Annotated in this window: 24 protein-coding genes; all 24 read left to right on the forward strand. The window is 71.0% G+C overall.

From position 1 onward, the window contains the following. The first annotated feature begins 394 nt into the window (after positions 1-394). The 24 genes from ABT297_RS29430 to ABT297_RS29545 all read left to right on the forward strand — a co-directional run bounded on the left by ABT297_RS29430 (position 395) and on the right by ABT297_RS29545 (position 23,844). Positions 395-2,053, forward strand: a complete 1,659-nt coding sequence (locus ABT297_RS29430; protein ID WP_350555471.1) for an ABC transporter substrate-binding protein — start codon at positions 395-397, stop codon at positions 2,051-2,053. Further along, positions 2,053-3,015, forward strand: coding sequence for an ABC transporter permease (locus tag ABT297_RS29435; RefSeq protein ID WP_350555473.1), 963 nt, complete (start codon positions 2,053-2,055; stop codon positions 3,013-3,015). The genes ABT297_RS29430 and ABT297_RS29435 overlap by 1 nt, the downstream gene beginning before the upstream one ends. Next, entirely contained in the window at positions 3,012-3,887 is an 876-nt protein-coding gene (locus ABT297_RS29440; RefSeq protein ID WP_350555475.1) for an ABC transporter permease, read from the forward strand. The genes ABT297_RS29435 and ABT297_RS29440 overlap by 4 nt, the downstream gene beginning before the upstream one ends. Beyond that, on the forward strand, positions 3,884-5,551 hold the full coding sequence (locus ABT297_RS29445) for an ABC transporter ATP-binding protein (RefSeq protein ID WP_350555477.1): 1,668 nt from the start codon (positions 3,884-3,886) through the stop codon (positions 5,549-5,551). The genes ABT297_RS29440 and ABT297_RS29445 overlap by 4 nt, the downstream gene beginning before the upstream one ends. Beyond that, positions 5,548-6,381 (forward strand): alpha/beta fold hydrolase, encoded by an 834-nt coding sequence (locus ABT297_RS29450; protein WP_350555479.1) that lies wholly within the window; start codon positions 5,548-5,550, stop codon positions 6,379-6,381. The genes ABT297_RS29445 and ABT297_RS29450 overlap by 4 nt, the downstream gene beginning before the upstream one ends. Further along, on the forward strand, positions 6,368-7,165 hold the full coding sequence (locus ABT297_RS29455) for a VOC family protein (RefSeq protein WP_350555481.1): 798 nt from the start codon (positions 6,368-6,370) through the stop codon (positions 7,163-7,165). Before ABT297_RS29450 ends, ABT297_RS29455 begins: the two co-directional genes overlap by 14 nt. Next, positions 7,162-8,592: an amidase gene (locus ABT297_RS29460; RefSeq protein ID WP_350555483.1), complete on the forward strand. Its 1,431-nt coding sequence runs from the start codon at positions 7,162-7,164 to the stop codon at positions 8,590-8,592. The genes ABT297_RS29455 and ABT297_RS29460 overlap by 4 nt, the downstream gene beginning before the upstream one ends. 50 nt (positions 8,593-8,642) lie before the next feature. Then, positions 8,643-9,575 (forward strand): NAD(P)-dependent oxidoreductase, encoded by a 933-nt coding sequence (locus tag ABT297_RS29465; RefSeq protein ID WP_350555485.1) that lies wholly within the window; start codon positions 8,643-8,645, stop codon positions 9,573-9,575. Positions 9,576-9,582: 7 nt separating this feature from the next. Next, entirely contained in the window at positions 9,583-10,350 is a 768-nt protein-coding gene (locus tag ABT297_RS29470) for an SDR family NAD(P)-dependent oxidoreductase (protein WP_350555487.1), read from the forward strand. A 111-nt stretch (positions 10,351-10,461) separates the two neighbouring features. Then, positions 10,462-11,118, forward strand: coding sequence for a DJ-1/PfpI family protein (locus ABT297_RS29475; RefSeq protein WP_350555489.1), 657 nt, complete (start codon positions 10,462-10,464; stop codon positions 11,116-11,118). Continuing rightward, complete coding sequence (locus ABT297_RS29480) at positions 11,115-12,131, forward strand: 2-hydroxyacid dehydrogenase (protein ID WP_350555491.1); 1,017 nt, start codon at positions 11,115-11,117, stop codon at positions 12,129-12,131. The genes ABT297_RS29475 and ABT297_RS29480 overlap by 4 nt, the downstream gene beginning before the upstream one ends. Next, the gene (locus ABT297_RS29485; RefSeq protein ID WP_350555493.1) at positions 12,128-13,438 is read left to right on the forward strand and encodes an amidohydrolase family protein; all 1,311 of its coding nucleotides are present in this window, start codon (positions 12,128-12,130) and stop codon (positions 13,436-13,438) included. Before ABT297_RS29480 ends, ABT297_RS29485 begins: the two co-directional genes overlap by 4 nt. A 24-nt stretch (positions 13,439-13,462) precedes the next feature. Next, positions 13,463-14,830, forward strand: coding sequence for an L-serine ammonia-lyase (locus tag ABT297_RS29490; protein ID WP_350555495.1), 1,368 nt, complete (start codon positions 13,463-13,465; stop codon positions 14,828-14,830). Positions 14,831-14,876: 46 nt separating this feature from the next. Continuing rightward, a complete protein-coding gene (locus tag ABT297_RS29495) occupies positions 14,877-16,340 on the forward strand; it encodes a 2-hydroxymuconic semialdehyde dehydrogenase (protein ID WP_502885665.1) in 1,464 nt (487 codons plus the stop codon). Next, positions 16,337-17,164, forward strand: a complete 828-nt coding sequence (locus ABT297_RS29500) for a 2-keto-4-pentenoate hydratase (protein ID WP_350555498.1) — start codon at positions 16,337-16,339, stop codon at positions 17,162-17,164. Before ABT297_RS29495 ends, ABT297_RS29500 begins: the two co-directional genes overlap by 4 nt. Beyond that, a complete protein-coding gene (locus ABT297_RS29505; protein WP_350555500.1) occupies positions 17,161-18,093 on the forward strand; it encodes an acetaldehyde dehydrogenase (acetylating) in 933 nt (310 codons plus the stop codon). The genes ABT297_RS29500 and ABT297_RS29505 overlap by 4 nt, the downstream gene beginning before the upstream one ends. After that, positions 18,090-19,106 carry a 4-hydroxy-2-oxovalerate aldolase gene (dmpG, locus tag ABT297_RS29510; RefSeq protein WP_350555502.1) on the forward strand — a complete coding sequence of 339 codons (1,017 nt, stop codon included), beginning with the start codon at positions 18,090-18,092 and terminating at the stop codon, positions 19,104-19,106. Before ABT297_RS29505 ends, dmpG begins: the two co-directional genes overlap by 4 nt. Then, positions 19,103-19,867: a 2-keto-4-pentenoate hydratase gene (locus ABT297_RS29515; protein ID WP_350555504.1), complete on the forward strand. Its 765-nt coding sequence runs from the start codon at positions 19,103-19,105 to the stop codon at positions 19,865-19,867. The genes dmpG and ABT297_RS29515 overlap by 4 nt, the downstream gene beginning before the upstream one ends. After that, complete coding sequence (locus tag ABT297_RS29520; RefSeq protein WP_350555506.1) at positions 19,860-20,288, forward strand: RidA family protein; 429 nt, start codon at positions 19,860-19,862, stop codon at positions 20,286-20,288. Before ABT297_RS29515 ends, ABT297_RS29520 begins: the two co-directional genes overlap by 8 nt. Next, entirely contained in the window at positions 20,285-20,812 is a 528-nt protein-coding gene (locus ABT297_RS29525) for a 3-hydroxyanthranilate 3,4-dioxygenase (RefSeq protein WP_350555508.1), read from the forward strand. Before ABT297_RS29520 ends, ABT297_RS29525 begins: the two co-directional genes overlap by 4 nt. A gap of 8 nt (positions 20,813-20,820) precedes the next feature. Continuing rightward, positions 20,821-21,873 (forward strand): amidohydrolase family protein, encoded by a 1,053-nt coding sequence (locus ABT297_RS29530; RefSeq protein WP_350555510.1) that lies wholly within the window; start codon positions 20,821-20,823, stop codon positions 21,871-21,873. Between the two features lie 74 nt (positions 21,874-21,947). Next, on the forward strand, positions 21,948-22,385 hold the full coding sequence (locus ABT297_RS29535; RefSeq protein WP_350555512.1) for a hypothetical protein: 438 nt from the start codon (positions 21,948-21,950) through the stop codon (positions 22,383-22,385). A gap of 104 nt (positions 22,386-22,489) precedes the next feature. After that, positions 22,490-23,593 carry a sulfite exporter TauE/SafE family protein gene (locus ABT297_RS29540; RefSeq protein WP_350555514.1) on the forward strand — a complete coding sequence of 368 codons (1,104 nt, stop codon included), beginning with the start codon at positions 22,490-22,492 and terminating at the stop codon, positions 23,591-23,593. 11 nt (positions 23,594-23,604) lie between these two features. After that, positions 23,605-23,844: a heavy-metal-associated domain-containing protein gene (locus tag ABT297_RS29545; RefSeq protein WP_350555516.1), complete on the forward strand. Its 240-nt coding sequence runs from the start codon at positions 23,605-23,607 to the stop codon at positions 23,842-23,844. Positions 23,845-23,925: the final 81 nt, after the last annotated feature.

Genomic DNA, 23,925 nt, shown 5'->3' on the forward strand with positions numbered 1-23,925 from the left:
CGGGTGGCAGCAGGGGTCTGGCCCGGCCGTGGTGGCTGGCGATGAGGTGATGGACGAGGTCGGGGTCGATCGTGTCGTCGGTGGCGCGGCGCGTACGTCGATGCCCTCCTCGATGGGCTGGCCAACCTACCCCGCGGCGATCGGTGCACCCATCGCCGCCGCCACGCCGCCGCCGGCCTACCCGAACTGGTGCGCCTGGCCACGACCGTCGAGACGTGGCGACCGGAGATCCTGGCGTTGCTGCGCGCCGAGATCACCAATGCCGGGACCGTGGCCCGGTCGGGGGCGATTTGATTACAGAAAGTTACTCCAAGGCATCGCTCGGTACATTGACCGGCCCTGCAACGTGGTACATCATATTCCAGACACCAAATCCGAGCCGCGAGGAGCAGTCGTGGACGACCTAACTGGTAACCCCGCCAATGGCCGCCTCGGTCGGACGCGCATCATCTCGCCGATCAGTCGTCGAGGCCTGCTGCGTGCCGGCGCACTGAGCGGGGCCGCTCTGGCTCTCGGTCCTGCGTTCGCTGCCTGCGGCGGATCGCCGGCCACATCCGCGAGGGGCGGTGACACCCCGGTCAAGGGCGGGCGGTTACGCGTCGCCGGAGCCGGCGTCACCTCGGAGTCGAAAAACATCTTCAACACCCAGTCGGCGCAGGAGATCGCCCGCAACCGGCAGTTGTTCGACTGGCTTGGCTACATGGCGGGCAACAAACCTGTACTGGTGGTGGCGGAGTCCCTGGAACGCACCAGCGATCTGAGCACCTGGCAACTGCGAGTGCGGGACGGGGCGCGGTTCAGTGACGGCTCCAAGGTCACCGCCGAGGACGTCCTCTTCTCACTGCGGTCCGCCGGTGACCCGAAGATCGGTGGCGGGCTGCTCAGTGCCGCGGCAGCGTCGATCGACTTCAACGCCTCGAGTGTCGTCGACCCACGCACCCTGACCCTGCGGCTGACCACCCCGCTCGCGGATCTGGACACCCAGCTGCTGGCCGGCAAGGTGTACGTGATCAAGCGCGACTCCGCGTTCACGACCCCGGAGAGCTTCACCATCGACCGGGCGGTCGGCTCCGGCCCGTACACACTGCGGAACATCACCGTCGGGCAATCCGCCAAGCTGGCGGTGAACAAGGACTACTGGGCTCGCGGGATCGTCGGCGACGGGCCGTACTTCGACGAGATCGAGGTGTTCAACGTCGCGGACTCCACCGCTCGACTCAACGCGCTGCTCGGCGGGCAGGCCGACCTCGCGGTGAAGCTCGACTACGCCGGCGTCCAGGCGAACGGCAAGAACGGGAACGTCACGTTCCTCGAGTCCGACCGGACGTACTCGAACGAGGGCTGCTTCATCATGAACGCGCGGCTCAAGCCCTTCGACGACCCCCGGGTGAGGCTCGCGTTCAAGCTGGCCTGTGACCGCGAAGCGCTGGTGCGGGGCGCGCTGCTCGGATTCGGCGCGGTGGCCAACGACCTGCAGGGTGCGGGTTTCCCGGACTACTACGGTGATGAGCTGCCGCAACGGAAGTTCGACCCCGACCAGGCGAGGTCGCTGTTGCAACAGGCCGGCGTGGCCGGCCAAGCGGTCGAGATCTCGGTCTTCCCGGGGGTCGGCACGGCGTCGGCAGCGCAGATCTACGCCGAGCAGCTGAACAACGTCGGGATGAAGGCCCGGATCAAGACGATCACGCCGCCTGAGCTGTTCAAGAACTTTCCCTCCTTCAGCAACATCCAGATACTGGCCGTGGCGGTTCCCGGTAACCAGCCATTGGCGACGTCGGTCGCGCCGCGGTCGCTCGTGTCCTCATCGACCTTCAACGTGGCCGGATGGCTGCGCAAGGAATGGGACGAGCGGTTGTTCACCGCCCGGGGGACCGACGACGCGGCCAAGCGCAAGGAACTCATGCTGGCGCTGCAGCGCGAGTTCTGGGAGGAGAGCGGCTGGATCGTCTGGGGCTATCAGACCATCGTCAACGGATTCGTGCCGAAGGTGCACGGCGTGGCGTTCGACGGAGTCGAGGACGCGCCCAACGTCCGTAATGCCTGGATGGCGTGATGGGCAGGGCGGTGACCGCATTCCTGGCGCGGCGGCTGACGACCAGCGTGGTGATGCTGTTTGCCCTGTCGGTGGTGGTGTTCGCCGCGATCGAGGTGCTGCCGGGGGACGCCGCGATCTACGCGATCGCCGGCCAGAATCCGACCGCCGAGCTGCTGGAGCAGACCCGTCATCAGCTCGGGTTGGATCGGTCCGCGCCGGAGCGGTACTTCTCGTGGCTCCTCGGGATCCTGCGGGGCGACTTCGGGCAGTCCGCGCTGACCGGGCAGTCGGTATCCGGCGTGGTCGGTGACCGAGTCGGCAACACAGTAGCGCTCGGCAGCCTGACCATCCTGTTCATGATCCCGCTCGCCCTCGCGCTCGGCGTCTTCGGCGGCACCCGGGAGGGCCGCCGGGCCGACCGGACGACCTCGGCGCTGATCCTCGCGGTTGTCGCGGTCCCGGAGTTCGTGCTCGCTGCCGCCTTGACCGCGCTGTTCTCGTTCGGGCTGCACTGGCTGCCGGCCACGTCGCTGTTCCCGACCGAGGACTCGCCTCTGCTGCATCCCGAGGTGCTCGTGCTGCCTGTGCTGACGCTGGTGCTGTTCTCGGCGAGCGGCGCGTCCCGGCAGGTCCGCGCCGGGGTGGCTGACGTGATGCGGTCCCGGTACGTGGAGATGGCGCGGCTGAAAGGCTTGCCGGAACGGAGAGTTGTGCTCAGACACGTCATACCGAACTCGATAGCGCCGTCGTTGCAGATCCTGGCGTCGAGCATTGGCGTGGTGACCGGTGGCTCCGTGATCGTGGAGACGGTGTTCTCCTACCCCGGTCTTGGCTCGGCGCTGGCGACCGCCGTGACGACGCGGGACTTCCCGCTGGTCGAAGGCGTCGTGATGCTGCTGGCGACGACGCTGCTGCTGGCGTACACGGCCGCTGATCTGGCCGTGCTGCTCCTCACCCCGAAGCTGCGGACCACGTCATGAGCACGGTTGACATGAACACCGGCGCCGCGCCGACGGGGGGCGCCGGACCCCGGCGGCGCGGGTCGGTGGTGCCGCCGGTGAGCGGCTGCGTCCTGCTGACGCTCGTCCTGTTCGCCTTGTTCGCCCCGTTCCTGGCTCCGCACCCGGCCAACGCGCCGATCGGAGTGCCGTACGCGATGCCCGGTGACGTCGGCGTCCTCGGCACCGACTATCTGGGCCGAGACCTGTTGAGCCGGATCCTGGCCGGCGGGCGCTCGCTGGTGCTGGTCGCGGCGGCCTGTACCTTCACGGCCGGCCTGCTCGGCACCGCGCTCGGCCTGATGGCCGGCTATCGCAGGGGCCTCGTCGACGCGGTCATCATGCGCGTCGTCGACCTCCTGCTGATCCTGCCACCCCTGGTCGTCCTGCTGGTGCTCACCTCCGGCGCGGAGCGGGGGCCGCGGATGCTGATCCCGGTCATCATGATCTCGGCCTCGCCATACGTCGCCCGCGTGGTGCGTACCGCGACCCTGGATGTGGCCCGCAGCTCCTATGTGGAGGCGGCGGTGCTGCGCGGCGAGAAGGCCCGGGCGATCCTGGTGCGCGAGATCCTGCCGAACGTCGCCGGCCCGGTCCTCGCGATCACCGGTCTGCTCATGATCTATGCGATCTTCGTGGTCGCGTCGGCGAGCTTCCTGGGCGTCGGCATCCAGCCACCGGCGGCCGACTGGTCGCTGATGATCAAGGAGGGTATGCCGGCCATCACGCTGAACGCCTGGCCGGTGATCTTCCCGGCCGCCTGCATCGTGGTCCTGGCGGTCGCCGTGAACATCTTCGCCGAAGGGCTCCACCGCCGGATCGCCGGCGGTCGAGCGGGACGGCGGGGCGCGTGAGCACCCCCCTGGTTGTCGAGGGGCTGCGCGTGGCGGATCACGCCGGGCGCGTCATCGTCGAAGACGTCTCGTTCTCGATCGCCGCGGGCCAATCGGTCGGCATCGTCGGGGAGTCCGGGTCGGGCAAGACCACCATGGCGCTCGCGCTGCTCGGTTGGGCGCGGAACGGGGTGCGGCTGGTCGCCGGCAGCGTCCAGGTGTCCGGTGTGGAACTGGTCGGCAGGCCGGAGGAGGCAGTCCGCAAGGCGCGCGGACGGCTGGTGTCGTACGTCCCGCAGGCGCCGGCGGCCGCGCTCAACCCGTCGATGCGGGTGGGGCGCCAGGTCGCCGAGACCGTCGTCGGGCTCTCGCCGGACGAGCGCGCTGAGCGGGTACGGCAGACGTTCGAGCTGGTCGAGCTGCCCAGCGACGCCGAGTTCCAGCGGCGGTACCCGCACGAGCTCTCCGGTGGGCAGCAGCAACGCGTGGGCCTCGCCATGGCGTTGGTCAACCGTCCGCGGGTGCTCGTCCTGGACGAGCCGACCACCGGACTCGACGTGATCACGCAGGAGGCGGTGCTGGCTGAGGTCGACCGGCTCCGGGCGGAGCTGGCGATCGCGGTGGTCTCGATCTCGCACGATCTCGCCCTCGTCGCCAAGCACACCGAGCGCGTCATCGTGATGCACAACGGCCGCATGGTGGAGCAGGGCGACAGCCACACGGTCCTGGCGAACCCCGAGCACCCGTACACCCGCAGCCTGGTGGCCGCGGTCGTCGACCATCGGGCGGCAGCCGAGAGCCGCGTCGCGGACGGGACGCGTCCCGAGTCCGGTACCGCGGCCCGGGAGCGGCCCCCGCTGCTGAGCGTCCGCGACCTGCATGCCGGCCACGGGACCAGGCGGGGCCGGGTGGTGGCCGCGGAGGGGATCACGTTCGAGCTCAGGGCCGGCGAGTGCCTGGCCGTCGTGGGACAGTCCGGCTCGGGGAAGACCACCATCGCGCGTTCGGTGGTCGGCTTGCACCAGCCGGACCGCGGCTCGATCCTGCTCGACGGGGCGCCCCTGGCCAGCCGGGCGGACCGGCGTAGCAGGGATCAGCTGCGCCGCGTCCAGTACGTCTTCCAGGACCCGTTCGCATCGCTGAACCCGCGCCGGACGGTTCTGGACTCGGTCGTCCGTCCGCTCGGCGTGTTCAAAGGCGTGCGCGGCGCGGAGGCGGAGGATCAGGCGCGCCGGCTGCTCGACCGGGTCCGGCTGCGCCCGGAACTGGCAGATGCCTTCCCCGGCGAGCTGTCCGGCGGGGAGTGCCAGCGGGTTGCCATCGCCCGGGCGCTGGCCGCCGCACCGGATCTGCTGGTCTGCGACGAGATCACCTCGGCCCTGGACGTGTCGGTGCAGTCCTCGGTGCTCGACCTGGTCAACGAGCTGCGCCGGGACCTCGGGCTCGCGCTGCTGTTCATCTCGCACGACCTCGGTGTGGTCAGCACGGTGGCGGAGCACGTTCTGGTGCTCGAGCGCGGGCAGTGCCGGGAGTTCGGGCCTGTGCACGACGTTCTGGGCACACCCGGTCACGAATACACCAGACGCCTTGTCGCGGCGGCTCCCTCGCTGTCGGCCGCGCTGGTGCGTGCCGTACCCGCTGCCCCTGGACCAGGGGCAGCCGACATCACGGAGGTCCTCCAGTGACGACGTCCACGTCCGCCTCGTCGACCGGGCACGTAAAGCTGCGGGACGGATGCGGGTTGTATTTCGAGCGGCGCGGCAGCGGTACACCGGTGCTGCTGCTGCACGCCGGAGCGGAGGACGCGACCGGGTGGGTCCCGCAGGCCGAGGCGCTTGCCGGGGCCGGATTCGAGGCGATCACCTACGAGCGCCGAGGTACCGGCCGCAGTGACCGTACCGGCTGGCCCGGTGCGGGTGCGCCCGGCCACGCCCGGGACGCGGCGGAACTGCTGGACCTCCTCGTCGTGCCCGAGGCGCTCGTCGTGGGGGTCAGTTCGGGGGCGATCGTGGCGCTCGACCTGGCGCTGCTGGCACCGCGGGTGGTACGCCGGGCCGTGGTGCACGAACCGCCGGTGTTCCGCCACGTGGACGGCGGCATCGACGAGTTCCGGCGGCTCACCGAGGTGATCCAGCACGCGCTGCGGGACGCGCCCAGTGACTACGCAAGCGCGTACGCCCGGCTGATGGAGGCCGTCAACGGTCCCGACGTGATCACGAAGATGCCGGCCGAGCGCTGGCGGATGGAGTCGGCGAACGCGGAGGCGTTCATCCGCGACGACCTGCCGCTGATCGCACTGCGCACCTTCACCGGCACCGAACTGACCCGGATCGCGCCGGCGGTCAGGCTGAGCGCCGGCGCGAACAGCCCAGCGTTCCTGAAGGAAGCCGCCGCGGCGCTGGCCGAGCAGGGCGGGTGGCGCCATGCCGTGCTGCCGGGTCAGGGCCACACGCCGCACCTGATCGATCCGAGCGTCTTCGTCGAACTGGTGGGAGCCGCACATGCCGGCGACTGAGATCCGTTTCGACCACCTGATGGTCGCGGTGGCCGACCTCGAAGCGGCGGGCGAGCGGTATCGCGATCTCGGATTCGAGGTGCGAACGGGCGGCCGGCACGCCAACCTGGGCACCGAGAATCTGATCATCCCGTTCCGGCGTGAGCGCTACATCGAGCTGATCGCCGTCCGTGACGTGGCATCGACCCGGCGCAACCTGGAGCAGGGCGACCGATTCGTCGACCTGCTGGAGCGGTACGACGAGTTGCCGATGATCTTCGTGCTCCGGGTGAGCGACCTGCCCGGCGTACGGGCCCGGCTGGACGCCGCAGACATCGCCACCCTCGAGCCGCACCGGTTGTCCCGCACCGGGCCGGACGGCCGGACGGTCAGCTTCGGCCTGCTCTCACCGGCGAGCGGGCCATGGCGGCGCGGGTTCCCGTCGTTCATCGACTGGGGTAGCGCACCGCAACCCGCCGCCACGGCGGGGGAGCACCCCAACGGTGCGGTGGAGCTCAGCGCGCTCGACGTGCTGGTCGACGACGTCGAGACGCACGTGCGCTACTACCGATCGCTCGGCCTGGCCGTTTCCGCACTGGCGGGGCAGGACCTGGCCACGGTGGACCTCGACGGTCTGCGGCTGCGGCTGGTCGGCCCGGCCGCCCAGCCGGGAGGGCCGGACACGCTGAGCGCGCACGGTCCGGGCGTCACCGCCGTGCGACTGGCGGGCCGCGCCGACACCACGGTGCCGGCACAGCCTCGCCGGCCGTTCGTGCTGAACCTCGTCGCCGAGGCCGCGGGATGATCGCGTCGAGCCGGTTGCCGTCCCCGCCGGACGCGATCTGCCGGATGTCCGTGCGGGAGCTGGCGGCGCAGTACGCCACCGGTGCACTGTCCCCGGTGCAGGCGCTGGAGGCGGTGCTGGCCCGCGCCGACGAGGTGAACCCGCAGTTGTCCGCCCTCTACTGGCGGATGGACGAGACCGCGATGGCGGCCGCTGTGGCGTCTCAGGAGCGCTGGGCGCGCGGGGAGCCGCTCAGCCGTCTGGACGGCATACCCATCACTGCCAAGGACATCCTGGACGTGGCCGGCGCACCGACCTACCTGGGCTCCGCGACAAATGGCGGCGTTGCGGCCAGCACCGCCTCCGATCCGTTCGTGGCGGCCTTCGTCGACCGAGGCGCCGTGCTGTTCGCCAAGTCCACCATGGTGGAGACGGGGCTGTACTCGGCCAGCTTCAGTGCGCTGTACGGGCCGGCCCGCAACCCGTGGAACCTGGGCAAGAGCACCAACGGGTCGAGCAGCGGCGGCGCGGCGGCGACGGCGGCGTACCTCGGGCCGCTGCACCTGGGTACCGACGGCGGGGGTTCGCTGCGCTCGCCGGCCGCCGCTTGCGGCTGTGTGGCATTGAAGGCGACGGCCAACGTCGCGCCGTTCGGCGCGCCGGCCGGCGACCTTCCCGGCTCGGCCGCGGTGAAGGGCTTCCTCACCCGCGACATCGACGACCAGCTTTTCGTGCACGCCGAGCTCACCGGGGCCGCCCCACCGGCGGTGTCGCCAACCCTGGGCGACCTGCGCATCGGATACCTGTCCAGGCCGGCCAGCGATCCCGGTATCGGCGAGGTCCAGCCGGTGATCCGAGCCGCGATCGAGGATGCGCTGGACCTGCTGGCCGTCACCGGGCCCGGGCCGGTGGTCGAGGAACTGCCGGATCCGGTCTTCGCCGGGCCGATGTGGCAGGCCGCGGTGGAATCGGCGCTGCGGGCGGTCGGCCAGTCCCGCCAAGGTCTGCCGGCGGAGCTGCGGGACCGCGCCCACCCGGTCGTCCACGAGAACGTCGCCCGGGCCATGACGTGCACCGAGCCGGATGAGACCACGCTCGGGCGCCTGCGGGCGCTGCTCGACGCCGGTGGCCGCCGGCTGCGCTCCCATTTCGAGCGGTACGACGTGCTGGTCCTGGCCTGTACCTACTACCCGTCGTTCGACGCGGAGCTGCCCTGGCACCCGGACTGCGCCATGATCGAGTCCGCCGGGTACGGCTGGACCGCCGGTGCCTGCCCGCACCTTGGCTGGGCGGGTGGCGGCCCGCCGAGCATCAGCATCCCCTGCGGCCTGGACACCGACGGCGTACCGATCGGGATGCTGCTCGTCGGCCGCCCGGGCCACGACGTCCCGCTGTTGCACACCGCACGGCAGATTGCGCAGCGCCTGCGCTTCGCCCCCCTGTTCTGACCGGCCACCACAGCCGGCCACCTCATCGTCCACAACGAAGGAGAACGCGCATGTCCAGGCTTCACCAGCGGGTCGGCCAGATCGGTCTCGGTTCGATCGGTCAGATCTACGCCGGCCACCTGCTCGACGCCGTCGAGCAGCTGCGTGTATTCGACCTCGATCAGGCCCGGGTCGACGCCGCGACCGGCAAGGGGGCGCTCGCCGCGGCCAGCGCCCGGGAGCTGGCGGCCCAGTGTGACGTCATCCTGGTGTCGCTGCCCAACCCGCCGGCGGTGCAGAGCGCCATGCTCGGTCCCGACGGCATCCTGGCCGGAGCCGCACCGGGTACGACGATCATCGACCTCAGCACCGTGTCGCCGGCGACCAGCCGGGAGATGTACGCGGCCGCGGCCGAGCGCGGGGTGGCATACCTGGACGCGCCCGTGAGCGGCGGAGCGCCGATGAACGGTGGCGTCGAGGGTGCGGCGGCCCGCACCATCACCTTCATGGTTGGCGGCGACGCCGACGCGTTCGAGCGCGCCAAGCCGGTCATGGCGGCGCTGGGACAGGTGATGTTCCACATCGGACCGGCCGGCAGCGGCAGCACCATCAAACTGATCAGCAATCTGATGTCGGGCATCTACGCTCTGGTCACCGCGGAAGGGTTCGCGCTCGGCGCGGCGGTGGGTCTGTCCCCGCAGCGACTGGTCGAGGTGTTCCAGCACACCGACGCGAAGTCGTACTTCATGACCGACTACCTGGTGCCGCGGCTGCTGCGCGGTGACCTCGACCCCGGGTTCAGCGTCGCGCTCCAGCTCAAGGACCACCGCTTGGCCGCCGAGCTCGGCCACGAACAGCGGGTTCCGCTGTTCTTCAACCAGCTGGCGATCCAGTTCTACGAGCTGATGGTGGCGCAGGGGCGGGCCGAGCGGGACGTCACCGAGGCGCTTCCGTTCCTGGCCGCGCAGGCCGGTGTGTCGTTGTCCGACGCCGCGCAGCGTTGAGCCACCGGTGAAGCGGCTGGACGGGCGCTGCGCCCTGATCACCGGCGGCGCGGGTGGCGGTGGCGCGGCGAGCGTACTGCGGTTCGCCCGCGAGGGCGCCCGAATCGTGTTCGCCGACATCGACGACCGCCGGGGCCGGCAGGTTGCCGACCGGGTGCGCGAGGCGGGCGGGGAGGCGGTCTTCGTAGCGGCCGACGTCTCCCGCCACGACGACGTGCGCCGGTGCGTGGCGACGGCGATGGACCGCTTCGGGCGGGTGGACATCCTGTTCAACCATGCCGGAACGGTGACCGTCAAACGGCTGGTGGACACCACCGAGGAGGACTGGAACCGGCTGTGGTCGGTCAACGTCACCAGCATGTTCCTGATGTGCCGGGAGGTGTTGCCGCACATGATGGCGGCCGGCCGCGGAGTCGTGCTGAATACCTCGTCCATCTCGGGGCTCACCGCGTCCGCGCTGGAGAGCACGTACTGCGTGACCAAGGGCGCGGTGCTCCAGTTGACTCGGGCGCTGGCCGCGGAGTACCGCGAGTACGGCGTGCGAGCGAACGCGATCTGTCCCGGGTTCATGCGGACCGACCACGGCCTCCGGGAAATCGACGAGCTGACCGCGCTCGGGGTCGAAGGTGTGGCCGCCGAGATCACCGCGCGGCAGCAGCGGCTGTGTGACCCTGACGAGTTCGCCGCGGCGGCGCTGGCGTTGGTGAGCGACGACACGGCGTTCGTCAACGGGGCCGCGCTGGTCGTCGACAACGGCTGGCTGGCCATCACCTGAGCCGGGGACCACCGGCGGCGCAACGCCGGCGGGGGCGGAGTCTGTCGATATTCGGTATATCATGCATCGTATTCCATACGGCGAAGCTCGCGTGTGGGACGCAAGCGGGGAATGGGAGAGTCGTTGTACGCGTACGTCTATGTCCTCGACACGCTGGCCGATTGGGAGCTCGGGCATGTGCTGGCCGAGCTCAACACGGGCCAGTACGCCAAGGCTGGGCGCCCGGCGGTCCCGGTGCGTACCGTCGCCGCCACCACGTCGCCCGTGACGACGATGGGCGGCCTCACGATCGTGCCGCAGGCCACTGTCGACGACGTCACCGCCGAGTCCACCGCGGTACTGCTGCTGCCCGGCGCGAACCAGTGGCGCGAGCCCCAGCACGCGGCGATCCTGCACCGCGCGTGCCGGCTGCTCGACGCGGGGGTGACGGTGGCGGCGATCTGCGGCGCCACCGGTGCTCTGGCCGAACTGGGCGCGCTGGACCGGCGTCGGCACACCAGCAACAGCCTGGACTACCTGAAGTTGACCAGCACCGCCTATCGGGGTGAGCGGTCGTACGTGGAGGAGCGGGCGGTGGCTGACGGCAATCTGATCACAGCGGGCGCGGCCGGCGGCCTGGACCTGGCCCGCCTGGTGATCGAGCGACTCGACCTGTTCGCCGAGGACACGCTGGACGCGTGGCACCGGTTCTACGCCACCGCCGACGCCCGGCACTTCCTCGACCTGCTGGACAGCCTCCCGCAGAGCGCCGGGCGGCGGCCCTCGTGACCGCGGTCCTGGTCACCCGCCGACTGCCCGAGCCGGCGCTCGCACCGCTGGCCGGCTACGAGCTGCGACTGCCATCGGGGGAGAACGGTTTCACCGCCGCCGAACTGCTCGACGCCGCGCCCGGCGTGGAGGCGATCCTCTGCGTGCTGTCCGACCAGATCACCGCGGCGGTCATCGCAGCGGCACCGCGGCTACGCGTGGTCGGGAACATCGCGGTCGGCTACGACAACATCGATGTCGCGGCAGCCGAGGCGGCCGGTGTCGTGGTCGTCAACACCCCAGGCATCCTGGACGAGGCGACGGCCGACCTGGCGTTCATGTTGATCCTCGCGGCGGCCCGCGGCTGCGGCGACGCGGAACGGGATCTGCGCGCCGGCGGGTGGACCGGCTGGTCGCTCAACGGCTACCTGGGCAGGGACGTGCACGGCGCCACGCTCGGACTGGTCGGCTACGGGCGGATAGCCCGCGCGGTGGCCCGCCGGGCGAGCGGCTTCGACATGACCGTCCTCCACCACACCCGCACGGATACCGGCATGCCGGGGTACGTGCCGGACCTCGACGAGTTGCTCACCCGCGCCGACATCATCAGCGTTCATGTGCCCTACACGGCCGCGACCCATCACCTGATCGGAGCCCGCGAACTCGCGCTGCTGGGGCCGGAGGCGGTCCTCGTCAACACCGCCCGCGGCGCGGTCGTCGACGAGGCGGCGCTGGCCGCCGCGCTGCACGAGAACCGGCTGTTCGGCGCCGGTCTGGACGTCTACGCCAACGAACCGTCCGTCCACCCCGGACTGCTCAGCGCCCCCCGTACCGTCCTGCTGCCGCACATCGGCAGCGCCACCGCCCGCACCCGGATGAGGATGGCGCGGGTCGCGGCCGAAGGAGTCGCCGCCGTCCTCGCGAACCGCGCGCACGACGCGACGCGGGTCACCGCCGTGGACCCGCCGGCCGGCAGCCGCCGCGAGAGCCCGGCAAAGCTCACCGACGACCAGGAACCCAGGGAGGCCCGATGACGGCGCTCGACACACTCATCACCAACGCCCGCGTCATCACCTGTGACGCGGCAAGTACCGTCATCGAGGACGGGTACGTCGGAATCGCCGGCGGGAAGATCGCCTCGGTCGGCGCGATGGCGGATCTGAACGGCACGGCCCCGCCCGGCACGGTGCCACAGCGCGCGGCGAACGTCGTCGACGGCTCGGGCACGAGCGTGTTGCCGGGGTTGGTCAACGCGCACATGCATTTCCACTATCGCAGGCTTCGCGGACCGGTCGGCCCGAACATCCTGGGCCCGGTCGCACTGGACGCGCTCAAGTCGACCCGGACCGCGTTCAACCTGCTGCGCGAGGGAGTGACCACGGTCCGGGACCTCGGCCACAACGACGACGCCCGGCTGCATGTACGCGACGCCGTTCACGACGGTGTGATCGTCGGCCCGGCGGCGGCTGTGTCAGGTGCCGCCATCGGCATGGCACATGGGCATGCCGACTTCGTCGCCGAGAACATCACCACGCTCGATGCCCTGGTCGCGACCATCCGCCGGCAGGCGCACGAGGGCGTCGACCTGATCAAAATCATCGCCAGCAACGAGGACCTGCGCCAGCCGCCCGGTGCGGAGATCCCGGTACCGTGGTTCTCCCGCAAAGCCGTCGACGTCGCCGTCGAGACCGCGCACGAATGCGGGCTGCCGATCGCCGCGCACGCCAACGGAACACGCACCCTGGACTGGTGCATCGACGCCGGGGTGGACAGCATCGAGCACGGCATCTACCTGTCCCCGGACCACGCGGCTGCCATGGCCGAGCGGGGAATAGCACTGGTACCCACCTTGTCCGGGTTCTTCGAGAACAGCCGTACCTTCTGGGGGCGGTCCTGGCAGCCACGCTATGCGGCGCTGTGGGAGGTGCACCAGCAGACGATCCGCAACGCGGTCGAGGCGGGCGTGCTGATCGGTACCGGTACTGACACGCTCGGCACGGTCGCGCAGGAGGCGTGGCTGCTGCACACGTTCGGTGGGGCAACAGCCCAGCAGGCGCTGGACGCGGCCACCCGCAACGGGGCACAGATCGTCGGCCGGGCCGACAGCGTCGGCTCGATCGTCCTCGGCCACCGGGCCGACCTGGTCATGGTCGACGGCGCACCGGACCGCGACCTGCGCGATCTGGGCCGGGCCCGGCGCACCTTCCTCGGCGGCATCGAGTTCACCCGGGCAGAACTGAGCAAGCTCATCCCGCACCACGCGCACTTCGTCGACGAGCTGGACGGCCCGCACGCCCTGCCGGTGCTGCCGGCTGCCAGCGGCGCGGCCGGACCGGCCTGATTCCAGGATCGCGGTACGACTCCCATGGTCATCAGCGTCTTCAACCTCATGTCGATCGGTATCGGGCCGTCCAGCTCGCACACGGTCGGTCCGATGCGGGCCGCGCGCCTGTTCGCGACGCGGCTGTCGGATGACGGCGTGCTCGGCCGGGTGACTCGGGTCCGCGCCGAGCTGTTCGGCTCGCTCGGCGCCACCGGGTACGGTCACGGCAGCGACTGGGCGGTGATGCTCGGACTCGCCGGCGAGCGACCGGAGAGCGTGGAGACCTCCACCGTGCCTGCCCGGGCGGCGGCGGTGCGTCACAGCGGCCGGGTGCGGCTGCTCGGCGTCCACGAGGTCGCCCTGTGCGGCGACGACCTGGTCCTACATCGCGATCGCAGCCTGCCGTTCCACCCGAACGGCATGCGGTTCTCGGCGTACGCGAGCACCGGCGAGCCGATTCGCACGGCTACGTACTACTCGGTCGGTGGCGGGTTCGTGGTGGACGAGGCGGCGACACCGGACCGGTCCGGGCGTGACGGCCCGGCGGTTCGGTATCCGTTCCACAGCGCGGCGGAGCTGCTGGCGCGGTGCCGCGAGTCCGGGCTGCCGATCAGCGGGGTGATGCTGGCGAACGAGACCGCCTGGCGTGGCGAGCATGAGGTCCGCGACGGCCTGCGGACGATCTGGTCGGTGATGCGCCAGTGCGTGCGGGCCGGATGCTCGAACGAGGGGATGCTGCCCGGCGGCCTGGGAGTGCGTCGGCGGGCACCCGAGTGGCACCGGCGGCTGAGCGCCGAACCCGGCGCCGCTGATCCGTTGCGCGCCATGGACTGGGTGAACCTGTTCGCCTTGGCCGTCAACGAGGAGAACGCGGCGGGCGGACGGGTGGTCACCGCACCGACCAACGGTGCTGCCGGGGTGCTGCCCGCCGTGCTGCACTACTACGACCGGTTCGTGCCGGGTGCCTCGGACGACGGGGTGCGACGGTTCCTGCTCTGCGCCGGCGCGATCGGCACGCTGTACAAACAGAACGCGTCGATCTCCGGTGCCGAGGTCGGCTGCCAGGGCGAGATCGGCTCGGCGTGCTCGATGGCCGCCGGCGCGCTGTGCGAGGTGCTCGGCGGGACCCCGGACCAGGTGGAGAACGCCGCCGAGATCGCCATGGAGCACAACCTGGGACTGACGTGCGACCCGGTCGGCGGGCTGGTCCAGGTGCCATGCATCGAACGCAATGCGATGGCCGCGGTGAAGGCCATCAACGCCGCACGCATCGCGCTGCGCGGCAACGGCCGGCATGTCGTCAGCCTGGACCAGGTGATCAAGACGATGCGGGAGACCGGCGCCGACATGAAGCTCAAGTACAAGGAGACCTCGCGTGGTGGCCTGGCCGTCAACGTCATCGAATGCTGACCTGACATCGAACCTCGGTGTACCCGGCCCGGCGGGCCGGACAACGATCCCCCGCACCATCCAGAACTTCGTCGACGGCGACTATCTCGATGCCGGTGACGGCGTGGTCTTCGACAAGGTCAGTCCGGTGACCGGGCTGGTCGATGCGCGGTTGCGAGAGGCCGATCAGTCCACTGTGGATCGTGCGGTCGCCGCCGCCCGGCGCGCGCTGGACGGGCCGTGGGGCGCCACCACGACGAGCCATCGCGCGGCCCTGCTGCGCCGGGTGGCCGATCGTATCGAGGCGCGGTTCGAGGAGTTCGTCGCGGCGGAGAGCGCCGACACCGGCAAACCGTTGCGTCAGGCGCGCGAGCTCGACGTGGCCCGCGCGGTGGCGAACTTCCGCTCTTTCGCGGACACCGTCGCGGCCGCGGGGCAGACCTCGTTCATCACGGACCTGCCCGACGGCGGGCAGGCGCTCAACTACGCGGTTCGCCGGCCGCTGGGGGTGGTCGCCGTGATCGTGCCGTGGAACCTGCCGCTGCTGCTGCTCACCTGGAAGGTGGCACCGGCCCTGGGCTGCGGCGACACGGTGGTGGTCAAGCCGAGCGAGCACACGCCGAGCACCGCGACGCTGCTGGCCGAGGTGCTCGACGAGGCCGGCCTGCCGGCCGGCGTATACAACGTGGTGCACGGATACGGCCCCGGATCGGCCGGCGACGCACTCGTCCGCCACCCGGGCATCGACGGCGTCACCTTCACCGGCTCGTCGAGCACTGGCGCCGCCATCATGGCGGCGGTGGCGCCGCAGGTCCGCCCCGTCTCGTTCGAGCTTGGCGGCAAGAACGCCGCGCTCGTCTTCGCCGACGCCGACATCGACGCGACCCTGGACGGCCTGACCCGGTCGGTGTTCGCCAACACCGGCCAGGTGTGCCTGTGCACCGAACGGGTCTACCTGCAGCGCCCGATCTTCGACGAGATCGCCGAGGGGCTCACCCACCGCGCCCGTGCGTTGCGGCTGGGCGCGCCGGACACGGACACGACCACCACCGGCCCGCTGATCTCCCACCAGCACCGGGACAAGGTGCTGAGCTACCTCACGCTCGCCGAGCAGTGCGGCGCGACCACGCTCGTCGGCGGCGGCGTGCCGAGCATGGGCGTCGCGCTGGACGGCGGCGCCTGGATCGAGCCGACCCTGTGGACCGGGCTCACCAACCGCGACCGCCCGCTTCGCGAGGAGATCTTCGGCCCGGTCGCCGCGCTCGTCCCGTTCGACACCGAGGAGGAAGCCATCGCACTCGCCAACGACACCGACTACGGACTGGCGGCTTCAGTCTGGACCCGCGACCTGTCCCGCGGTCACCGGGTGGCACAGCGGATGCGCGCCGGCGTGGCGTGGGTGAACACCTGGTTCCTGCGAGACCTGCGCACGCCGTTCGGCGGCATCGGGCTGTCCGGCATCGGGCGCGAGGGCGGCGAACGGTCGCTGGACTTCTACACCCAGCCCACGAATGTGTGCGTGCGGCTGTGACGGCGCACATCGTGGCCGCGGCCGACCGGCTGCGCCAGGCAGCGGCATCGGGTTCGCCCTGCCAGCCGGTTCGGGACCTGATCGGCGAGACCGACATCGACGCCGCCTACGCCGTACAGCAGCACGTCATCGAGGCCCACCTGGCGGCGGGACTGCGGGTGGTCGGCCGGAAGATCGGCATCACCTCGCAGGCGGTGGGCGCTCAGTTCGGGGTACACCAGCCGGACTTCGGCGTGCTGCTGTCCGGCACGGCGTACGCGCACCAGGAACCGGTGCCGCTCGGCCGGCTGCTCCAACCGCGGGTGGAGGCGGAGATCGCCTTCGTGCTCGGCCGGGACCTGGACAACCCGGACGCGTCCGTCGCCGACGTGCTGCGCGCCACGGAGTTCGTGCTCGCCGCGATCGAGGTCGTCGACTCCCGCGTCGCCGGATGGGACATCCGCATCACCGACACCGTCGCCGACAACGCCTCGACCGGACTGCATGTGCTGGGGACCGTGCCGCACGGGCTGCGCGGGCTCGACCTGGCCGCGATCGGCATGGTCCTGGAGCACGAGGGCGAGGCGGTGGAGGTCGGCGCCGGTGCCGCCTGCATGGGCTCGCCGGTGGTCGCGGTGGCATGGCTCGCCCGGGAGGTGGCTCGCCGCGGCCATCCGCTCCGCGCGGGGGAGGTCGTCCTCTCCGGCGCGCTTGGCCCGATCGTGCCGGTCAGCGGGCCTGGCCACTACCGCGCCACCTTCGACGGGATCGGTGAGGTCGACGCGGTATTCGTGCGGGACACCGTCGTCCAGCAGGACATGGTCCTCCAAGGGAGTCGGCAATGAGTACAACAGGTGCGGTCGTGATCGGCTCCGGCAACATCGGCAGCGATCTGATGGTCAAAATCAAACGCCTGTCCACCAGGCTTCACGTAGCGGCCATGGCGGGCATCGATCCCGCGTCTGACGGCCTGGCCCGGGCCAGGCGACTCGGCGTGCCCACCACGGACCGCGGTATCGACGGACTGGTCGAGATGGCCGAGTTCGCCGCCGCGCGAATCATCTTCGACGCGACCTCCGCGGGCGCGCACCGGAACAACGCGGCGGTCGCCGCCCGGTACGGCAAGCTCATGGTCGACCTGACGCCCGCGGCGATCGGGCCGTACGTGGTACCGGCGGTGAACCTGGACGAGCACCTCGGCGCCACCAACGTCAACATGGTCACCTGCGGGGGACAGGCCACGATCCCGATCGTGGCCGCCGTGTCGCGGGTGGCGCCGGTCGCATACGCGGAGATCGTCGCCTCGATCGCCTCGAAGTCCGCGGGCCCGGGCACCCGGGCCAACATCGACGAGTTCACCGAGACCACCGCACGCGGAATCGAGCTGATCGGCGGCGCCGGCCGCGGGAAGGCCGTGATCATCCTGAACCCGGCGGACCCGCCACTGGTCATGCGCGACACCGTCTTCTGCCTGATCGACGCGGCCGAAGCGGTTGACCACGACGCGATCGACACAGCCGTGACCGAGATGGTGGCCGACGTCCAGCGGTACGTACCGGGTTACCGCCTCAAGCAGCCGGTGCAGTTCGACCGGGTCGACGTGCCGTACCTGCCGGCGCTGAACCGGGCCTTCTCGGGTCTGCGGATCTCGGTGTTCCTGGAGGTCGCCGGCGCCGGACACTACCTGCCTGACTACGCGGGCAACCTCGACATCATGACTTCCGCCGCGCTGCGGACCGGCGAGCGGCTGGCTGAGCTGCGAGGGTGGGCATGAAACTGTACATCCAGGACGTGACGCTGCGCGACGGCATGCACGCCATCGGGCACAGCTACACGGTGGATCAGGTACGAGCCGTGGTGTCCGCTCTCGACCGGGCCGGCGTCGCCGCGATCGAGGTCGCACACGGGGACGGGCTCGGCGGCTCCAGCGCCATCTACGGGTTCGGCGCGCACAGCGATCCACAGTGGATCGAAGCGGCCGCCGGCGCGATCACCGGCGCCGTCCTCACCACGCTGCTGCTGCCTGGTATCGGTACCATCGGCGACCTGCGCCGGGCACGGGACCTGGGCGTGCGAAGCGTGCGCATCGCCACCCACTGCACCGAGGCCGACATCGCCGCCCAGCACATCGCCTGGGCCCGGGAGCACGACATGGACGTCTCGGGCTTTCTCATGATGAGCCACCTCGCCGAACCCACGTCTCTGGCGCGCCAGGCGAAGCTGATGGAGGACTACGGCGCGCACTGCGTGTACGTCACCGACTCCGGCGGGCGCCTGACCATGCGTGACGTCGCCGCGCGGGTGGACGCCTACCGGCAGGTGCTCAACCCGGCCACCCAGATAGGGATCCACGCGCACGAGAACCTCTCGCTGTCGGTGGCCAACACCGTGACGGCCGTCGAGCACGGCGCCTACCGGGTCGATGTCGCGCTGGCCGGGCAGGGCGCGGGCGCCGGAAACTGCCCGGCTGAGCCGTTCGTCGCCGTCGCGGACCTGCTCGGCTGGGAACACGGCTGTGACTTGTACGGGCTCCAGGACGCCGCGGAGCAGCTCATCCGTCCGCTCCAGACGCCTCCGGTGCGGGTCGACCGGGAGACGCTGACCCTCGGTTACGCCGGTGTGTACTCCAGTTTCCTGCGTCACGCCGATCGCGCCGCCCGACGCTACCGCCTCGACACCCGGGACATCCTCGTCGAGCTGGGCAACCGCCAGATGGTCGGCGGGCAGGAGGACATGATCGTCGATGTGGCGCTCGACCTGGTAGCGAAGCGGGACGGTACGCCATGAGCACGACGATCGAGCGGATCCCCGACCACCTCGACGCCGCGCAGCGCGAGCGCCGGCCGATCGACGCGCTGCCGGACACGCTGACCCTCGACGACGCCTACTGGATTCAGCACGGTGTGCTGGGCCGGCGGACGTCCCGAGGCGAGCGACCGGTCGGCATCAAACTCGGGTTCACCAGCCGGGCGAAGATGGCGCAGATGGGCGTCTCCGAGATCGTCGTCGGGCAGCTCACCGATGCCATGCGTATCCCCGACGGCGGTGCGGTGGCACTCAGCGGATTCATCCACCCCCGGATCGAGCCGGAGATCGCGTTCCGGCTCGCCTGGGACATCGACGTGGCGGACCCGCACGCCGACATCGAAGGCGCCGTCGACGCGGTCGCGCCCGCTCTGGAGATCATCGACTCGCGCTACCGGGATTTCCGCTTCACCCTGCCCAGCGTGATCGCCGACAACACCTCCGCGGCCGGTTTCGTCCTCGGCCCGTGGCGGCCGCCCGGCATCGACCTGGCGAACCGGGCCGTGAGGCTGGAGGTGAACGGCGCGGCCGTGGCGCACGGCACCACGGCGGCCATCCTCGGCCACCCGATGCGGGCGCTGCACGCGCTGGTCCCGGTCGCCCGGGCGCGAGGGTTCCGCCTGCACGCCGGCCAAATCGTGCTGGCCGGCGCGGCGAGTGCCGCCGTGGCCTTCCAGCCCGGCCGAGTGTCGGCAATCGTGGCCGGCGTCGGCCGCGTCGACCTGCGTGGCGTCGATGGCTGACGCGTACGTCGTGGCCGGCAAGGCGGCACCGCGCGGCAGATTTCCGCACGTGAAGGTGTCCGGCGACGTCGTATACGTCTCCGGCACGTCCGCGCGCCGGCCGGACAATTCCATCGTCGGTGCGTCCGCCGACGGGATGGGCACCGTGACGCTGGACATCCGCGCGCAGACCCGGACCGTGATCGAGAACCTCCGGGACATCCTGCGCGCGGTTGGTTCGGACCTGTCGGAGCTCGTTCAGGTCACGGCCTATCTGGTGTCCATGAACGACTTCGGCGGCTACAACGAGGTCTACGCCGAGTACTTCGACGAATCCGGGCCGACCCGGACGACCGTGGCGGTGCACCAGTTGCCGCACCCGCACCTGCTCATCGAGATCCAGGCGATCGCACACCGAACGCGACAGGAGGCCGACCAGTGACCAGCACGCCCATCCCGCCGACCATCAACTTCGCCGAGTGGATCGCCGAGCACCAGCACCTGCTGAAGCCGCCGGTCGGCAACCAGGCGATGTCCCTGGGCACCGACTTCATCGTCCAGGTCGTCGGCGGCCCCAACGCCCGTACCGACTTCCACGTGGATCCCTACGAGGAATGGTTCTACCAGCTGAAGGGCAACATGCACGTCGACGTCGTCGTCGACGGCCAATGCCGGCGCGTCGACATCGCCGAGGGCGAGACGTGGCTGCTGCCGGCCAACTTGCCGCACTCGCCGCAGCGCCCGGAGGAAGGATCCGTCGGCCTGGTCATCGAACGGGTCCGTGAAGAGGGGACCCTGGAGCGGTTCCAGTGGTACTGCGACGACTGCACCGCGCTCGTGCACGAGGTCGAGTTGCAGGTCCGCGACATCGTCGCCGACCTGCCGCCGGTGTTCGCCGCCTTCTACACGGACGAGCGGGCGCGCCGGTGCCCGCAGTGCGGCGCGCTGCACCCGGGGAAGGGCTGACCCCGGGTATGGCGACCGTCATCGACGTACACACCCATTACGTCCCGCCCGGCTGGCCCGACCTCGCCGGGCCCGGTGAACCCGACGCACCCTGGCTGCGCCTGGAGACCGAGCGGGACGCGGTCATCATGATCGGCTCGACCGAGTTCCGCCGCATCCGCTCGGAATGCTGGGATGCGGAGGCGCGGCTCGCCGACATGGACGCCGACGGTGTGGCGGTGCAGGTGGTCTCGCCGACGCCGGTGTTCTTCTCCTACGGCAGGAGCCCGGCACAGGCCACCCGGATCGCGCGGATCTTCAACGACCTCGCGCTGGAGATCTGCGCGCCGGCCCCGCAACGGCTGCTGCCGTTCTGCCAGGTGCCGCTGCAGGACACCGACGCCGCCTGCCGAGAGGTGGAACGCTGCGTCGCCGCTGGTCACGCGGGCGTTGAGATCGGCAACCACATCGGCGACCGCGACCTGGACGACCATGGCGTCGTCACGTTCCTCCAGCACTGCGCCGCGCTCGGCGTGCCGGTCTTCGTACACCCGTGGGACATGCCCGGAGGCCCCCGGCTGGATCGATGGATGGCGCAGTGGCTCACCGGGATGCCCGCCGAGACGCATCTGTCGATCTTGGCGATGGTCCTCGGCGGGGTCTTCGACCGGGTCACCGATGGCCTGCGGATCTGCTTCGCGCATGGCGGTGGATCGTTTCCCTACTGGATCGGCCGGATGGACAACGCCTGGCGCCGGCGCAACGATGTCGTCGGTACCTCGAGCCATCCGCCGTCGCATTACCTGCGCCGCTTCTGGGTCGACTCGCTCGTCTTCGACGAGCGCGCGCTCCAGCATCTCGTGGCGACCATGGGCGTGGATCGGGTAGTGATCGGCAGCGATTATCCGTACCCACTCGGTGAGCGGCCGGTGGCCGGCCTGGTGCAGCGGAGTCGTTTCCTCGACGACGCCGCCCGGCGGCGGATCCTTGTCGAGAACGCCGAGGCCTTTCTCGGGCGGCCGGCATCGCACACCGGATCGGCACACGCCGGTTCCCAGGGGATGAGCACGAGTTTGCCGTGAACCTGGTCGCCTGGCCAGGTGGCGCCTCACCGGCTGCCGGAGCTGCGTCGTTGTGGTCTCGTATGCTGTCCGCTGTGACACGCCCGGCCACCGGCACCACGACCGCAGTCGTACGGCTGCGGCGTCCGGTGTTGCCGTTGGTCATGTTCGCGGCGATCCTCGCAGTGCTGGCGCTCACCGTGGCCCCGGCCTGCCATGGCATGCGGATCACCCAGGCGGGTGGCGTGGCGACCAGCACGCACCACGCGCCGGGGGAGTCCGCCGCAGGGCAGGCGGCTGACGCGGCACCGGCGCCCGTCGTACCGTGCCCGATGCTCGCGGCGGGCGCACCGTCCAGTCGCGTGCAGGCCTGTCCGCCGGTGCCGAGCGCCGGTGCCCCGCTCGCCGTGGTCGCGCCGGCGGCCGCCGACGTCGGCGGTTACCCGGTGCCGATCGCGGCCGTACCGTACGCCGGTGTGTCGCTGCTGCGACATGCGGCGTCCTTGCACGAACTCAGCCAGCTGCGCCTATAGGGGAGACCCGCACCTCCGAAGTGATCTTGCTCGGGGGTGTCTCGTCACCCGGTCCACCGGCCGGGTCTTCGATGGGTTTCCTCTTCGCGAAAGGCGCTGTGTTGGTGAATCTCGCTGCTGTCCTGGCCACCGGGCTGTTCGCCGGTGGCGTGTCCTGCGCCGCTGTGCAAGGCGGCCTGCTCGCGGGTCTCGTGGCCCGGCAACGCCCGGCTCCCGCCCCCGGCCCGCCTGACGTGCCGGCCTCGACCACGAGCACGACGGCCCGTCCCGCCGGCGCGGACGCCGCCCCGGGATCGGCGCGGGGACGGCTGGTCGACGACCTCGTTCCGGTCGGCGGGTTCCTGGCCGGCAAGCTCGTCTCCCACACGCTGCTGGGCGCGGCGCTCGGCGCTGTGGGCACCGCGGTGCAGCTGTCGGTCGGGCTGCGCACCGCGGCGCAGATCGCCGCCGGGGTCCTGATCGTCGTGTTCGGCCTGGCGCAACTGGGGGTGCCCGGCTTCCGCGGCATCACGGTCACCCCGCCGGCCTCGTGGGGCCGGTTCGTGCGCGGCCGGGCCCGTTCGCAGTCCGTGTTCGCCCCCGCGGTGCTCGGCCTGGCCTCCGTGCTGATCCCTTGTGGGGTCACCCTGTCCGTGGAGGCACTGGCCCTCACCTCCGGCTCACCCTGGGCGGGCGCGGCCACCATGGCGGTGTTTGTGGCCGGCACCGCACCGCTGTTCACCGTGCTCGGCTACGCCGTTCGCAAGGCCGCCACCGCCTGGCGAGGCCGGCTCGCCACCGCGACCGGTCTCGTCGTCCTCGGCGTCGGCGCGTACACCCTCAACGGAGGGCTCGAACTGGCCGGCTCACCGCTCGCGGCCAGCCGCATCGCCGAGGCCGCCGGGCTCGGCCCCGCACCGGTCGACACCTTCGCGCCGGCGGATGCCGCGCCCGTCTCCACCGACAGCGGACGGCAGACCGTCATCGTCACCGCCCGTACCGGCTCCTACCGCCCAGCGAACCTGCAGATCGCCGCCGGTATCCCCACCACGCTCATCGTCCGCTCCGCCGGCGCCGAGGGCTGCGTGCGGTCGTTCGTCATCCGCGACCGGCAGTACATCCTGCCCGTGCGCGGCGACACCAGCATCGACCTGGGCACCCTCACCCCTGGCCGGCTCCGCTACAGCTGCGGCATGGGCATGTACACCGGCAGCCTCACCATCGCCTGAAAGGCACCTCCGTGAACAGCACACCGACCACGGCCACCATGACCTTCCAGGTCGAGGGCATGCACTGCGGCAGCTGCGGCCTGCTCATCGACGACACCCTCGAAGACCTTCCCGGCGTCAGCGCCTCGACCACCAGCGTGCGCACCGGCCGTACCACCATCACGCTCGACCCTGCCCGGGTCACCCCCGAACAGGTGATCACGGCGATCGGGGAGCTGGGCGACTACGCCGCCCGCAGGGAGCAGCCCTGAACCACGGCAACTGCTCGAACCGGCCGGGCCGCCGACACGCCGGGGGCCCCGCAAGGGGACCGGCGAGCGGCGGCCCCGGCT

This window comes from Dactylosporangium sp. NPDC000555, from assembly GCF_040300025.1.
Taxonomy (GTDB): domain Bacteria; phylum Actinomycetota; class Actinomycetes; order Mycobacteriales; family Micromonosporaceae; genus Dactylosporangium.